11 protein-coding genes are annotated in these 15,553 nt (G+C 58.4%); 4 read left to right on the forward strand and 7 right to left on the reverse strand.

Annotated features, from left to right (window positions below; all coding sequences use genetic code 11):
- Positions 1-14: 14 nt before the first annotated feature.
- The 6 genes from BW956_RS03655 to BW956_RS03680 form a co-directional block, all read right to left on the reverse strand.
- Positions 15-1,622, reverse strand: a complete 1,608-nt coding sequence (locus BW956_RS03655) for a FadD3 family acyl-CoA ligase (RefSeq protein ID WP_076460908.1) — start codon at positions 1,620-1,622, stop codon at positions 15-17.
- Position 1,623: 1 nt separating this feature from the next.
- Positions 1,624-2,382 (reverse strand): SDR family oxidoreductase, encoded by a 759-nt coding sequence (locus BW956_RS03660; RefSeq protein WP_076460910.1) that lies wholly within the window; start codon positions 2,380-2,382, stop codon positions 1,624-1,626.
- 11 nt (positions 2,383-2,393) lie between these two features.
- Positions 2,394-4,094 carry an FAD-binding protein gene (locus tag BW956_RS03665; protein ID WP_076460912.1) on the reverse strand — a complete coding sequence of 567 codons (1,701 nt, stop codon included), beginning with the start codon at positions 4,092-4,094 and terminating at the stop codon, positions 2,394-2,396.
- Positions 4,091-5,821, reverse strand: coding sequence for an FAD-dependent oxidoreductase (locus BW956_RS03670; RefSeq protein WP_076460913.1), 1,731 nt, complete (start codon positions 5,819-5,821; stop codon positions 4,091-4,093). The genes BW956_RS03665 and BW956_RS03670 overlap by 4 nt, the downstream gene beginning before the upstream one ends.
- 207 nt (positions 5,822-6,028) lie before the next feature.
- Positions 6,029-7,723 carry a class I adenylate-forming enzyme family protein gene (locus BW956_RS03675; RefSeq protein WP_076460915.1) on the reverse strand — a complete coding sequence of 565 codons (1,695 nt, stop codon included), beginning with the start codon at positions 7,721-7,723 and terminating at the stop codon, positions 6,029-6,031.
- A 36-nt stretch (positions 7,724-7,759) separates the two neighbouring features.
- Entirely contained in the window at positions 7,760-8,836 is a 1,077-nt protein-coding gene (locus BW956_RS03680) for an MBL fold metallo-hydrolase (RefSeq protein ID WP_076460916.1), read from the reverse strand.
- A 164-nt stretch (positions 8,837-9,000) separates the two neighbouring features.
- On the opposite strand from BW956_RS03680, the gene BW956_RS03685 reads away from it, so the two are divergent.
- The 4 genes from BW956_RS03685 (at position 9,001) to BW956_RS03700 (ending at position 14,676) form a co-directional block, all read left to right on the forward strand.
- Positions 9,001-10,329, forward strand: coding sequence for a spinster family MFS transporter (locus BW956_RS03685; protein WP_076460918.1), 1,329 nt, complete (start codon positions 9,001-9,003; stop codon positions 10,327-10,329).
- Positions 10,330-10,450: 121 nt separating this feature from the next.
- Positions 10,451-11,545 carry an aromatic ring-hydroxylating dioxygenase subunit alpha gene (locus tag BW956_RS03690; RefSeq protein ID WP_076460919.1) on the forward strand — a complete coding sequence of 365 codons (1,095 nt, stop codon included), beginning with the start codon at positions 10,451-10,453 and terminating at the stop codon, positions 11,543-11,545.
- Positions 11,546-11,751: 206 nt separating this feature from the next.
- Positions 11,752-13,143 (forward strand): DUF1329 domain-containing protein, encoded by a 1,392-nt coding sequence (locus BW956_RS03695; protein WP_076460921.1) that lies wholly within the window; start codon positions 11,752-11,754, stop codon positions 13,141-13,143.
- Positions 13,144-13,158: 15 nt separating this feature from the next.
- Positions 13,159-14,676, forward strand: coding sequence for a DUF1302 domain-containing protein (locus BW956_RS03700; RefSeq protein WP_076460922.1), 1,518 nt, complete (start codon positions 13,159-13,161; stop codon positions 14,674-14,676).
- 131 nt (positions 14,677-14,807) lie between these two features.
- On the opposite strand, the gene BW956_RS03705 is transcribed toward BW956_RS03700, so the two are convergent.
- A complete protein-coding gene (locus BW956_RS03705; protein WP_076460924.1) occupies positions 14,808-15,551 on the reverse strand; it encodes an enoyl-CoA hydratase-related protein in 744 nt (247 codons plus the stop codon).
- Positions 15,552-15,553: the final 2 nt, after the last annotated feature.

Below are 15,553 nucleotides of genomic sequence, written 5' to 3' on the forward strand. Positions count from 1 at the left end.
TGGTTGAGTTTGGCTCAAGCCTTGGCGTAGTCCCGTTTCAGCACCAGTTTGTCCACCTTGTTGGAGGCATTAACCGGCAGCGCCGATACAAAACGGACCTCACGGGGAACCTTGTAGTTGGCCATCTGCTGACGCGCCCACTGCACCAGGTCCTTTTCATCCAGACGACAGCCGTGGCGTTTAACGATGAAGGCACAGCCCACCTCGCCCATGCGCTCGTCCGGCACGCCAATCACAGCGGCCTGGGCTACTTCCGGGTGTTCCACCAATGCGGCTTCGATTTCGGCTGGGTAGCAGTTGAAACCGCCCACGATGAACATGTCCTTGAGACGACCGGTGATACGCAGATACCCCTTCTCGTCCAGTGAGCCCACATCACCGGTATGTAGCCAGTTGTCCGCGTCGATCGCCTCGGCAGTGGCGGTTTCATTCTGGTAGTAGCCCAGCATGATGTAGGGGCTGCGGATACAGATCTCGCCGTCTTCATTGGGGCCCAGCTGAGTGCCGTCCTGATCGAAGATCGCCACTTCGGTACCGGCAATGGCCTTGCCGCTGGTCCCGGCAATCACATCCGCAGGGTCATCAGGGTCGCAAATGGTGGCGATGCCGCTGCACTCGGTCAGGCCATAAGCGGTGGTCACGACCTTGAAGCCCAGCTCATCCCGCATGCGTTCGATCAGAATCGGCGGAATGGATGAGGAACCGGTCGACGCTGCACGCAGGCTGCTCAGGTTCTTCTGTTCCAGGGCGGGATGCGCCAGCAGCGACAGGTAGAGCGTGGGCGGCCCCGGCAGGACCGATACCTGATCCTTTTCGATCCGCTCCAGCACTTCGTCGGCATCAAACACCGGATGCGGCAGGATGGTCACCCCGCACATGAGGCTGCACAACCAGCCGGCCTTGTAGCCGAAGGTGTGGAAAAACGGGTTCACGATAAGAAAGCGATCACCGGGCACCAGCCCCAGGGTTTTGGCAAACTCGGCAAAGGCGCTCAGGCCCGCCTCATGAGTGCTCATAACTCCCTTGGGTTTGCCGGTGGTGCCGGAGGTGAACATCAGGTCTGCCAGGCTGTTGCCCTGAAGTTCTCCGGCACGCACGCGGGCACTGGATTCACTGACAACCTGTCCCTGTTCGATGAAGACATCCCAGTCCAGGCTGTTCGCTAACGGCTTGCCGGCACGCGTGCTCAGGATAATGGTCATATCCAGTTGATCGGCACAGGACTCGGACAGCTGGGCCGGATAGTCCGTATCGAGAAAATCACCCACCGAGAACAGCACGCGGCTGCCGCTGCGGGTAATAATGTCGGTCACTTCCGCCGCCTTCATCCGGGTATTGATCGGCACCAGCACCGCACCCGCCATCTGCAACCCCAGCGTCGCCAGAATCCAGCGCGCGCAGTTGGGTGCCCAAACGGCGACCCTGTCGCCGGGCTTAACGCCTAACTGAATAAGCCCTCGTGCCACATCCAGCACACGGGTGGCCAGCTCGGCATAGTCGATCACCTCGCCGTTATCTTCGATGGCGGGACGACCGGCAAAGCGGCGTGAGGCTTCAAACACCAGCTCCGGTGTCGTGGTGGTCCGCAAGGGAAGCTCCAGTTGTGTCTGCATACTGGTCATATCAAATACTCATGATGAATTGGCCGCTATCCACACGCAGTTCGATGCCGTTGATGGCACGGGCCTCGTCTGAAGCCAGAAAGGCCACCGCAGCCGCGACGTCTTCGGGCTGGCACATGCGGTTCATGGGATCACGGTCGATGGTGAAATGGTTCGGGTCTATGCCTTCCGGGTAGGACGCGCGGGTCATCGGCGTCAGCACGCCGTCCGGGTGCACGGAGTTGCAGCGAACGCGGTATTTCTGCTGCCGGCAATGCGCCGCTATCACACGAGTCATGGCCGCGACCGAGCCTTTGGACGCGCTGTAGGCCAGGTAATCCGCACGTGCCGCCATCGCTGCGATTGAGGAGATATTGATGATGGAGCCGCCCTGCGCTTTCAGCAGTTCCAGGCCCTTTTTGCAGCCAAGGAAGACACTGTCGGAGTTGATCCGGTGCAGCAGCTGCCAGTCTTCCAGGCTGGTATCTTCGATAGAGCCGGGCTTCAGAATCGCTGCGTTATTGACCAGCACATCCAGACGCCCCTCCTGTTCGTGAATGCTGTGCAACACCTTGTCCCAGTCATCCGGGTCTGCCACATCCATCACCATGAAACGTGCAGTACTGCCCAACTCGCTGGCGGCAGCCTTGCCTTTGCTTTCCTGCAAGTCGGTTAACACCACACGGGCACCAGCGGCGACCAGCTTTTTGGCCACGGCCAGGCCTACGCCACCGGCTGCACCGGTCACCAGAGCGACTTTGTTATCCATTGAAACGGTCATGATTGTTGTCCTTATGCAGTTGCCATCTCGGGTGTGGCCTGAAGGGAATTGGCAGTCGTTGTGCCCGCCGCTGCCGCACCCGCGCGGCGCCCGGAAAACACACAATCCGCAAGCGAAAGACCACTGACATACAGGTTGGAAGGAATACCGACGGCGGTGCGCCCTGCGGCATACAGGCCCGGAATACTCTGCCCCTGCTCGGACAGGACCTGGCCGTTATGCTCATCAATTTTTAGGCCGCCCAAAGTCAGCGCTCCCAGCGGCAGGACAGACGAGCTGACGGAGATATCCAGCGCGTAAAACGGCCCCTGCCTTAGCACCTGACAGGAGTCGGCCGACTTGCCCTGTGGGTCTTTACGGCCCTCGCTAATCGCCTGGTTATAGGCCCTCAGCGAGGCTTCCAGTGCAGCCGAGTCCATGCCGATTTTCCGCGCCAGCTCCGCCGGGGTTTTGCCCTTTTTGGCCCCCAACAGCATCATCACCAGCGCCGGTACCGACTGGAACCACCAGTAACGGCCAAGCAGTGCCTGTCGGATGGACTGGGCACGCAGCGGTTTATCAAGAATCAACCAGGCCTTGCCGTCCTGCTCTTCGCAGATGGCATGCCCCAGTTTGGCGCCGTAAACCTCCTCGTTGCAGAAGCGCTCGCCCCTGGCGTTTACAGCAATCCCCTTGGGCCACTTCTGTGGCGGATTGATAAAGCGCCAGGCGGAGACGTTTTTCAGGTGGTTGGTCCCCGCGCCGACCGATTGACCAAGACGCAGGCCACTGCCATCACAGCCCGTTGCTCCAATCTTGAAATTGCGGCGGTATTTGGGCGCGTACTGCCTGATCAGCTCTTTGTTGAATACAAAGCCACCGGTGGTGAGAATGACGCCCTTGCGCGCACGCACCAGCACCGGTCGCGCATATCGCTGCTCCAACGCAGCCAATTTCAGGCGCAGCCGGTTGCAGTAACCGGGTGCGACATTCTGCAGTTTCTCCGCACGCTGCCCCCACTTGGCATGCAGGCGGGCGGCCTTACTGCCCGCCGGCAACGACCAAAGCTCAGCACCGACCACAGCCCCTTCAGCATCCACCACCAAGCGGCGCACAGCCGATTGCGTCAGCGTACGAATGCCGCGTTTAACGCAGGCGGCCTGCAGGTGTGAGTAGAGCACGACCCCGCCATGGCCCTTGCCCACCGTGCGATGGCCTCGGGGTGGTGGCGGCAACTGGCCTTTGAAGGCCGGTACCAGTTCATTGCCGGAGTAGTAGAGGTAATAGCCGTTTTGCGGATAGGAGGTTTTGCCACCGGGTGGAACGCTGTGGGTATAAGGCGTCCCCATGGTTTCCAGCCAGCGCAGGTTATCCACACTGGTGTCGCAAAAGCGCTTGAGGGTGGCATCACTGACGACGCCCTGCACTTCCTGCTGGAGGTAATGGAACATCTCCTCGGGCGTGTCCTTGAACCCGGCCCGCTGCTGGTGAACGGTGCCGCCTCCGGCATACACCACACCGCCACTTTTGGCACTGGCACCTCCACCCAGGAAGCGGTCGGCGACAATCACATCGGCCCCCTGATCATGGGCTTCAATCGCTGCGCAGGCTCCTGCGGCACCCCAGCCCACCACCAGCACATCGCAGCTTTGATCCCAACGCTGCTGTTCCACCGATTCAACCTGAAGCGGTGCTTCTATCGGCGTCACACTGCTTTGCACGGAAGCATTCATGACGTCACCTTTGAACCTGCAGGCTGCCGGGCCAGGTCGTGAGCCGCAATGTAGCCGAAGGTCATGGCCGGCCCCAGTGTGGCCCCCGCACCCGGATAGGTGGTACCCATCACCGAAGCGGAGCAGTTACCGATGGCGTAAAGGCCCGGAATTTCACTGCCGTCTTCACGCACTACGCAGCCGCGTTCGTTGGTCAGCAGGCCGCCCTTGGTACCGATATCACCGGCATCCAGACGCATGGCATAGAAGGGGCCTTTTTTGATCGGGGCGAGACAGGGGTTGGGTTTGACGTTGCTGTCACCGTAGTAGCGGTCGAACACATTACCGCCGCGCTGGAAGTCTTCATCGTTGCCGGTGGCGGCAAAACCGTTGACGCGCACGACGGTATTTTTCAGGCCGGCCGCATCCACACCGATCTCTGCCGCCAACTCATCCAGACTATCCGCTTTCCAGTACACGGTTTTGTGCCAGGCCTTTGGCATACGGCTATCCGGCATCACCTGCGAGGGCATCAGCGGGCCCATGGCGTAGTTGAAACGGAAATGGGCATCGAACACCACCCAGGCCGGAACGGTCTTACCCCCGGTTTTCTGGTTGTCCTTGTACATCTCGTCAACGAATTCGAGGTAGCCAACGGCTTCGTTGACGAAGCGCTTGCCCTCACCGTTGACGACGATGGCACCGGGGAAGGCACGCTCGGCGAACACACCTCGCGCCTTGTCTTCGCCGGGCACACTGATAGTGGGCGCCCACCAGGCCCAATCCAGCAGCTCGGTGGCTGCCCCTATCGCCTGACCCGCCTCCAGTGCTGCACCGGTATTATTCCCCGGTGGCGTTGCACTCCAGGCCTGCTGCGTGGGCTTGGGCAGATACTTGTCACGCAAGGACTGGTTCTGCTCGAAGCCACCGGAGCCCAGAATCACGCCCTTGCGCACCTGAATCACCTGCTCCTGACCGTCCCGCTTCACAATCAAACCACTGATGCGGCCGTTGGTTTCGATCAGCTCCTGAAAATCGGTGTTGAGCCAAAGCGGTACCTTGCGGTCCATTAATGATGCGCGCAGCGATGCGATCAGGGCATTGCCCAGTGCAGCACGACGGTCACGTCTGGTTTTGCGACGCCATTTGAAGTCCAGCTTGTACCTCAGCATCAGCCAGACAATCATGAGTCGCCAGCCACGTTCCTTGGACATCGCCTTGTGCGCATGGCGCGCGGTCCAGGCAATCTTGCCCAGCAGCAGTGTCGTAGGCGAAGCCGGGCGCAAGTTATCCACTTCGTCGCCCAGCTTGCTGGTATCAAAGAGTTCCGGGTCAAGGGTACGACCGCCGGGCGCGGAGCCGGGCAGGTGCTGATAGTAGTCGGGATAACGCTCGGCCACGGTGTAGTTGAGCTGGGTGTTTTCCTGCAGGTACTGCATCATTTTCGGCGCGTTATCCAGATAGGCGCGCAGACGCTTTTCATCGACCGAGCCCTGCGTCGAGGCCTTCAGATAGGTCAGTGCCTGGTCGTAGCTGTCATTGCCGCCCCGGGCCTTGAAGTAATGGTTGTTGGGAACCCAGATACCACCACCGGACAGGGCCGAGGTGCCGCCGTATTTGTCGCTTTTCTCGACGATGAGGACGCTCATCCCCTGATCAGCCGCAAAGATCGCCGCGGACATGGCGCCGGCGCCAGACCCGACCACCACCACGTCATAGGTGTCGGTGACGTTTGCCTGTGAAGTCATCTGCTCTCTCCATATTATTATTCTCAACCCGGGCAGCTTCAGAGCTGCAAGGCCAAAACCTTTGGCACTTGCAGTCCATAATGCGCAACGCAGACAGGCACCAGCATCGTCAAAGCGGACTAATCGAGAAGGGTATGGGAGCGCATCGGCAGCGGGCAGAACGCCCGCCGCCGGTGGTGTTACAGAGTGGAAATCAGAAAGGGAAAATCAGAGGAAGAATTGTTTCTTGATCTGCTGTTTAAGCAGCTTGCCAGCCGGGTTACGCGGCAGTTTCTCCTGCTGCACGGAGATCAAGGAGGGCACCTTGTAGCCTGCCAGGTGTTCGCCAACAAATGCCTGCAGGTCGGCTTCTTCCAGCTCTTCGCCGGGTTGAATTGCCACCACCGCAACAACCGCTTCGCCGGTATCCTCATCCGGTACACCCAGCACCGCGGCTTCACGCACCAGAGGATGTCGCAGCAGACAGGATTCCACCTCTGCAGCGGCAATGTTTTCACCGGCGCGGTTGATCACATCCTTGAGACGGTCAACGATATAGACTAGCCCCTGTTGATCCACATGGCCCAGATCACCGGTATGCAGCCAGCCGTCCCGCAGGGTCTCTTCGGTCGCCTCGGGGTTGCCGAGGTATTCACTCATCAGGGCCACCGAGCGCAGGCAGATTTCGCCGTCTTCGCCCTCGGGTAACACCTGTCCATCCGGGGAGCGCATCTGCACCTCCATCAGGGGTGAAATCAGGCCCGACGCTCGTGGCTGCAAACGGAAAATATCGCCGGATATACCGGCACCGACACCGTTGGATTCCGTCATGCCGTAACCTATACCCACTAGCTGATCCGGCAATGCATCCAGCACTTCATCAATCAGTCCCTGCGGCAGGCCCGCCCCCCCAAAGCCAAGCCCGAACAGGCCACCTTTCACCTCATCGGTGTGGAAAGCCTCTTCACGCAGTAACTGCATCACCATGGAGGGCGCGCCATTGAATTGCGCCACCTGCTCCTGTGCCATGATCTCTACCGCCGCCTTCGGGTTCCACTTGTGCATGAACACCAGACGGCGCCCGGTACGAACAGCCGTGAGCAACTGGGCATGGAGACCACTGACGTGGAACAGCGGAACCGCCGTCAAAATAACCGGCGCACGTTGCATCGCCTGAATGCGCGCCATTGCCTGAGGCGATGTCATGGCCGACACTGCGCTGATGTAATCGATATTGAACAGCGCCTGACAGACCGCACGATGACTGGACACCACCGCTTTGGCGCGACTGGTTGCGCCGGAGGTAAACAGGATAAGGGCAGGGTCTTCAGGATCGGGCTTCACGTCCGGCAAGGCGCCAACAGGACGCACCACTACTTCATCAAACCGCTGACAGCGCCCGGCACCTGTTTCCGGTGAAGGGCCGACCAGCAAAATTCGTGTATTGGCATCTACGGTCCCGGCTTCAATACGCTCCAACCGGTCGGTATCACACGCCAGCACCGCAGCATCCAGACTATCCAGGGCGTCCCGCAGTTCTTCACCCAGGCCGAAACTGTTCAGCGGCGCGGGCACGGCACCCAAACGGGCAGCGGCAATAAACACTGCCACCCACTCGGGCCGGTTGCGCATGGCGATGGCCACACGATCACCGGGTTTGACCCCTTCGCAATACATCCAGGATGCCAGCGCATCCACATGGGCGTAAAAACGGCGGAAGGTCCAGCGGTCATCCTGATAAACCAGAAAGCATTCGTCATCTTCACGACGGGCCTGAGCAATCATGTCGACCAGGTTGGCGGGCGCATTTTTGTAGACGGTACGCGGTCCTGCAGAGGTCATTGCTTCTGCAAGTTCGAAGGGTGCCCCGGGTGCGGTTAGCTGGGCACGCACATTCGACGCCTGATCCACAATACTTGTCATTGGGTTACTCCTCTTATTGTTTTGTAACCGATTGAATCACTTGGTTATGTATTGGTCCAGCCCCTGCTCGTCCCGGTTTCGCTCGAGCTTATCCAGGCTCAACAGATAGTTCAGGTGGGCGAGGGTTTCACCCAGTGCCAGCATCAGTTCAACCGATTTGAGTTCACGCTTAAACAACCACCCCATGGCCTCCCATGCGGTGAAGCCCTTACGTTCATAGCCAGACGTCAGTATCACATCGAGCTGACGCTGATGGTGCTGATGCAGCTGTTCCAGGCGGGCATGCAGCCCTCGGAAAACCTGCCCATGCGCCGGCAGTACCAGCGTATCAACGGCCAGTGCATGCAAACGATCCAAAGACTTAAGCCACAGCCTGAGTGTATTGGCTTCGGGCTCCACATCGCTGACCAGCACATTGGAGCTGATGCCCGGCAATACCTGATCCCCCGCCAGCAGAATTTTATCCTCGGCCGCATAGAGGCAAGCATGCTCGGGAGAGTGCCCTTCGCCGATGATCACGCGCCAGCTACGCCGACCAATATCCAGAGCTTCACCCTCACGCAGTCGAATAAAGCTGGGTGGAAAATCGGGAATGAACGGGTCCCGCTTGTGTGAGCCCAGCATGCGCTCAAAACGGTCTTCTGGCATCCCGGCGCGCAGGAAAAAGGCACGCTGGGAATCCTCCTTTACCTCGCTGTTGGTGCTGGCCAGCGCCCGCATGGTGAAGTATTCCCCATGCGTCATATACAGAGGCGCATCGAATTCACGCATGAGCCAGCTGGCCAGGCCCGCATGGTCATAATGAAAGTGGGTACAGATCACACCCTTGAGTGGCTTGCCGGGAAAGTGCTGTTGCGACAGTAAGCGCCAGCTCTCACGCGATGCCTCGGTATTCAACCCGGTATCCACCAGATACCAGCCATCCCCATCATCCAGAAGATAGACGTTGATGTGGTCCAGTGCCATTGGCATGGGGATGCGAGCCCAGTAGACGCCTGTCGCCACCTCGGTAACCTGACCAGGCTCCGAAGGGATGGAACAGGGGTATTCCAGGGCATCCTGTTCAGCCATTTTGCGCTGACGCACCTCGGCTTCGGTTTCATTTACCGGCATGGCACTCTCCTTTTTGGCAGCGGGTCGGCGAGTTCAGATCGCCTGTTTTTATGCTCACATCTGACGCTATTCATCAGGGCACCCACTACGTCCAAAAGGACGATGTTGAATTTGACCGAGCCGATAGTCTGGCCCCACAACAATAAAGTTCACTGGAGCCTGACATGTCGATCATGCCACCCAAGGTCACCACCAGAAGCCACTTCACCCTGGCACTCTTGGCGATGGTCTACATTTTTTCCTTTATTGACCGCAACGTGATCGCCATCGTGATCGAACCCATCAAGCAGGAGTTCGGTGCCTCGGACACACTGATGGGGCTATTGACCGGCCTGGCCTTTGCCGTGCTGTACGGCATTCTCGGTATTCCGTTGGGACGGATGGTCGACATGGGCGCCGACCGACGCAAGATGATCTCCATCTGTTGCGGCCTCTGGAGTATTGCCACCATGGCCTGCGGCATGGCCAACAGTTTCTGGCAGCTGCTGATTGCCCGTATGACGGTTGCTGTGGGTGAAGCCGGGGGCATGGCACCTTCCGTTTCCATGGTGTCAGACCTCTATCCCAAATCCCGTCGTTCCACCGCCATGAGTATCTTCATGCTGGGGCCTCAGATGGGCTTGCTGATCGCTATGGTGTTGGGTGGTTATATCGCCCAGACGTACGGTTGGCGTACCACGTTTATCTTTTTCGGTATTCCCGGGGTTCTGCTTGCCGCCACCCTGTGGCTGTTTACCCGCGATCCGGGACGAGGCGTATTCGATACCGAAGAGGAGCGCCGCCAAGCCAGGGAAGCCCGCAATATCAAGGCCGGCTCGCAAATCAAAAGCATCTTTCAGATCCGCGCCTTCGTCTTCCTGTGCCTGGGCGTGTCATTGACGGGTGTGGTGGGTTACGGCTTCGGTATCTGGGCGCCCACGTTTCTGCTGCGCACCTACGAAATGCCACTGGCACAGGCCGGCTTCCTGTTCGGCATCGCCAGCGGCGTGTTTGCCATTCTCGGCACCCTCTGCTGTGGCTGGGTCTGTGACCGCCTGATCAAACGCGACACGCGCTGGCAGCTGGCCCTGCCCATTCTGGGCATATTGTTGAGCCTGCCCATGGGCATTGCTTTTCTACTCTGGCCGCAGACATCCAGTTTCAATCTGGCCGGTTTCGATATTCCGTTTGCCATGCTGTTCTGCGCCGGCTTTGCATTTTTCCAGAGCTGGTGGCCAACCCTGACCTTTGCTGCTGCCAGTCACCTGCTCACCAGCTCCCAACGTGCACTGGGGGCCGCCTTTATCAATCTGTTCATGACCCTGATCGGTGCCGGCCTTGGCCCCTTTGTGTCCGGCACCCTCAGTGATTTCTATACCCAGACAATGGGACCGGACGGCCTGCGCTGGTCGCTGGTAACCGTGCTCTGCCTGTTGCTGGCAAGCGCGCTTTTCTATGGCCTGGCCATCGGCCCTTACCAGCGTCGCCTCAAGCAGCTGGATGTGAGCATCTGATACGACAGGGGTTGATCCAGATCATCCCCTTACTTCCATATCGTCCAAACAGGGTATGTCCCGATCCGAGTCGAAATTCAGAATCGACCGGGTGATAACAACAAGACCCAGGAGTTTCCCCATGGCAACATCTCAGGACTACCGGCTCGGTGATTACACCTTTCCACGCGGCTGGTTCATGATTGCAACCTCAGACGAAATCAACACTCACAAGCCGCTGGCGGTGCGTTTTTTTGGTCGCGACTTCGCGCTGTATCGCGGTCAGGCAACCGGCAAGGTGGTTCTGCTGGATGCCTATTGCCCGCACATGAAAACGCACCTGGCTGCGCCCAACGATACCTCTTATGTGATCATCGATGGCGGAGGTACCAACATTGAAGGTGACAGCATTCGCTGCCCCTACCACGCCTGGCGCTTCGGCCCGGATGGTCAGTGTGATGATATTCCTTACCACGAAGGCCCGATTCCGAAGACTGCCTGCGTGAAGTCCTGGACCGTCAAGGAAAGCCTGGGCGCTATCTGGGTCTGGCATGATCCTGAAGGTGGCGAGCCGGAGTGGAATCATCCGTCCCTGCCTGAATGGGATGACGAATCCTGGGTGCAGTGGAAATATGATGATCTCGGCATGCTGGAACAGCACCCACAGGAAGTGATCGACAACATCTGCGACTACGGCCACCTGAGTCCGATCCACGGTTCGACCGTTCAGCGCTATGAGAACGAGTTCAAGGGCCACCTGGCGATTCAGCGCCAGTGCGGTCCGCACCGCACCCTGGTTGGTGACGATGGCCATAGCCCGGTACTGCACACCATCACGACTTACCATGGGCCGGGTGTACTGGTGTCTTACCTGACCGGCTTGTACGAAGCCATTCTTTTTATCACCCATACACCGGTGGAAGACGGCTCTATCCGTGTCTGGCACGCGCTGCTGGTGAAATCACCCAATGGCAACGCAAAAGTGACCATCGAAGACAAAATTGCGGCAGCCCAGTTCCAGGAATCCAGCCGTCTGGCGTTTGCCCAGGACTTTGAAGTCTGGACCAACAAGGCGCCCTGTCTGAACGGACTGTTTCTCCCCAGTGACGGCCCCTTTATGAAGGCCCGTATCTGGTACAAGCAGTTCTACAACCCACGTGACCGCCGGGCTGAATTTGTGGATAAAGTCGATGGGGTTTATGTGCCCAAGGGTATAGATCCTTACACACAAAACTAAGTAAAAACGTATGTAAATCAAGGCCTCGAGAGCAACCTCGGGGCCTTTTTCATATCCCCTTTCAAACGCGCAACCAGCCTAGTCTTTTTAGACGATTTTTTATCCAACCAACTCCAGAACAATCACCAAACAACAACAATAAAACCCACTGCCGCCCACTGAAAGATCGGTTGGTCTGACAGCTCGGGTTCACATCTGGAGGCAAGATGAGAAAGCAGCAACTATGGAAGCCATTGGCCGCTTCCGTCGTCCTGGCACTGTCCGCATCCGCCCATGCCAAGGTTTCCCCTGAGGAAGCTGCCAAGCTGGGCAATGAACTGACCTGTATGGGTGGCATTGCCGCCGGTAACGAAGCAGGCACCATTCCCCCGTTTTCCGGCAAATGGTTAGGTACTCCCCCCGGTATCGAATACACACCTAACGTGGGTCAGCATCCGATTGACCCCTACCCTGATGACAAACCGATTCTGGAAATCAATGGCCAGAACTGGGAAGAGTACAAGGACAACCTGACCGAAGGACAGATTGCGCTCTTGCAACGCTTCCCCGATACCTATCGCATCCCGGTATACGAAGGCCGTCGCGACTTCCGCTACCCGGATGAAATTTGTGAAATCGCCAAGAAAAACGCGGTCGAAGCCGAGCTGGTCGATGGCGGTATGGGTTTCAACGGCTATATGGGCCCCATTCCCTTTCCGATCCCGTCCGGCGACAACCAGGCAATGCAGGTCCTGTCCAATCACAACTATCCCTACCGTGCCTTTACCGAGCAGTTGGAAATGCGCGACCTGGCCGATGTCAGCAGCAGCGGCAACATCACCTGGGGACGCACCCACAACGCCACGCTTAACGTGATTACGCTGCCGGATCAAATCGGCAAACCTGTCGGTGAAATCATGGCATACAACGATACCGGCACCCTGCTGCCAACACGCGACAAGGGCAAGCGTACCGTCTCCATTGAGCCGATGAACTTTGCCCAGGGCCAGCGCCTGGCCTGGACCTACAACCCCGGTACCCGCCGCGTGCGTCAGCTGCCCGAATACGGCTTTGATACCCCTGCTGCTGGCACCTCAGGCAAATTGACAATCGACCAGGACCGCCTGATGAACGGCTCTCCCGAGCGTTACGACTGGGAGCTGAAAGGTAAGCGCGAAATCTATGTACCGGCCAACGCCTACCGCGTACATGAAGAAAGCGTCTCCTATGATGACCTTCTGACAGTCAGCCACCCCAACCCTGATTACCTGCGCTACGAACTGCGCCGAGTCTGGGTACTGGAAGGTTCCCTCAAGGACACTCACCGTCACAAGTATGGCAAGCGTGTGATGTACATCGACGAGGACACTTGGCATGGCGTCATGAGCGATTACTATGACACTCGCGGCGAGCTCGTAAACCACGCAATTCTCAATTATTACTACGCCTATGATATGAGCGCCTGGCAAGCCGGGACCAGCTTCTATCATGACCTCTCCACCGGCGGCTATGTGGCTTACAACCTGTTCCAGGACCTGGAAAAAGGCCCCGTTCTGAATGCCGGCGGCATGTCACCGGATGACTTCACCCCAGCCGCACTGCGCCGTCGAGCCCACTAACGCGAGGATATGATCATGACAGCATTCAAACCGAACCTGCTGGCCCTCGCCGTAGTGGCCGCCGGTATCACTTCACAGGTACAAGCCGGTGAAAGCATTGAAATGGGCAACGGCCTGACCCTCGACTGGAAAGGCACACTCAGCTACAGCGCCGCAGCACGCCTGGAAGACCGGGATGACAGTCTGACCAGCAGCGGCAACCGCAATTTTGATGAAGGCGACTTGACCGCCAACCGCCTGTCCCTGTTGATGGAAGGCCGTCTGCACAAGGGCAGCTCCGGTCTGGTGATGTCGGCCAGTACCTTCTACGACGATGTCTATCAGGACGACAAGTTCACCGATGATGCCCAGAAATACCACGGCGGCTACACACGCCTGCTCGATTTCTACGGCTATACCAGCTTTGAAGTGGGTGACAGCAGCTATCTGGATCTGCGTGCCGGTAAGCACGTGGTCGCCTGGGGTGAAGCCCTGTTCATGCCCAGCATGTCACTGGCACAGGGGCCATCGGATGGCACCAAGTCCGGTATCCCGGGCGTGGAAGTAAAGGATATCCTGCTGCCGGAAGATCAGGTTTCGGCCCAGTTCGAGGTCAACCCGAACTGGTCGCTGATGGCACACGCCCAGTACAACTGGCACCCGGTTCAGGTGCCCGAGCCGGGCAGTTACCTGAGCACCAGTGAGGCCGTGGGTGAAGGTGCGACCTGCCTCAGTGCCGCTCCGGGCGAGCCCTGCTATTTCGGCAATCGTCGAGGTAATATCGAACCGGATAAAACCGGCCAGTGGGGTGTAGGTACCCGTTTCCGTACCAGCCTGGAAACGGAGTGGGGCCTCTACTACCTCAATTACCATGACCGTATCCCGTTGACGGAAGTGACCGTTAATCCGGATTTCAGCGCCGACTACCGCATCCGCTACTTCGACAATATCAACCTGTACGGTGCCACCATGACCACCTCGCTGGGCATGGCGTCAGTTGCCGCAGAGGTAACGTATAAGGAAGGTGCACCGGCTCTGGTGAATACCAGTTTCTTTGGCTCACCGGTTCCGACCGCGGCCCGTGCCGATATTCTGCAGACCAACGTCAACGCCATCGTCAATTTTGGTCGCTCCTGGCTGGCGGACACCGTCAACCTGACAACCGAGCTGGCCTACGTGGATATTCTGGATGTGGATACCCAGGGTCTTAACGGCGTACCGGGCAGTGCCACCAATGATCTGTATTACACCAACCATGGTCTGGCTTTCAGCAGCAGCCTGTCGCTGAGCTATCCGGGTGTAACGGAGAGCTGGGATTTGAGTGTACCGATCAGCTATTCGCACCAGCTCAGCGGTCGAACACTGACCGGCGGCATTGGCGGTGAAGGTGATCGTCGCTTCAGTGTCGGTGCCGATTTCACCCACCGCACAGGCCTGCAGGTTGGCGTGAAATACCTGACCTACATGGGTGATGCCAACGCTGATATCCCGGTTCATCAGAAACTCCTGACTGATCGCGACAACATCTCCTTGAGTGTGAAGTACGCGTTCTAAAGCGGTCTCTGACCAACCTTCTTCATTCATTCCGGCCTCATTTGAGGCCGGTTTTTTATGCTTTAAGGCCATAAAAAACGGCCACCCATTAGAGCAGCCGTTCAGATTCAAAGCTTTTGTCCTGTCTCAGATCACTTGTTCACGAACGCATGAAGCGCCTGCTGTGCCGCTTCCTGCTGCAGCAGCTCCTCAAACAGATCCATTTCGGCCTTCATCAATGCATCCAGCTGGTCGCCGGATGCCCGCTGCAAACGGCGGCGGGATTGTTGCACGGCTTCCGGGTCCAGGCTGGCCAGTTTACGTACGGCTTTATCCACCTGCTGACTCAGCTGGTCTGCTGGCAGTACGGCATTGATCAGGCCACATTGAGCCGCATCCTCCGCGGCACAGGGCTGCCCTAACACCAGCCACTCAAAGGCTTTTACATGCCCCGCCAGTTGCGGCAGCAACTGGGTACTACCGCCTTCCGGGCAAAGGCCCAGTGCCACAAACGGAAACATCAGGGCCGAGCCTTCGCTGGCGTACACCAGGTCACAGTGCAACAGCAGCGTGGCGCCTATACCCACCGCCTTGCCACGCACCTCCGCAACGATGGGCTTGCGACAGGCACGCAAGGCCCGCAGCAGGTACAGCGGCGGGTCGGTACGGCGTCCCTGTTCAGGCTCAGCGAGGAAGTCGGCGATATCATTGCCGGCACTGAAGCAGCCCCCCTCGGCAGAGAGGCGAATCACACGCACCTCTGCGTTCAGGTCGGCGGCATTCAGGCACTCGGTCAGGTCAGAATAGAGCTCCCGGTCGAAGGCGTTGCGCTTGTCGGCCCGGTTGAGCCTCAGATTCAGAACACCGTCCTCCAGGCTTTGCAGTAATGTACTCATGG

The organism is Marinobacterium stanieri (assembly GCF_900155945.1).
In the GTDB taxonomy this organism is placed as follows: domain Bacteria; phylum Pseudomonadota; class Gammaproteobacteria; order Pseudomonadales; family Balneatricaceae; genus Marinobacterium; species Marinobacterium stanieri.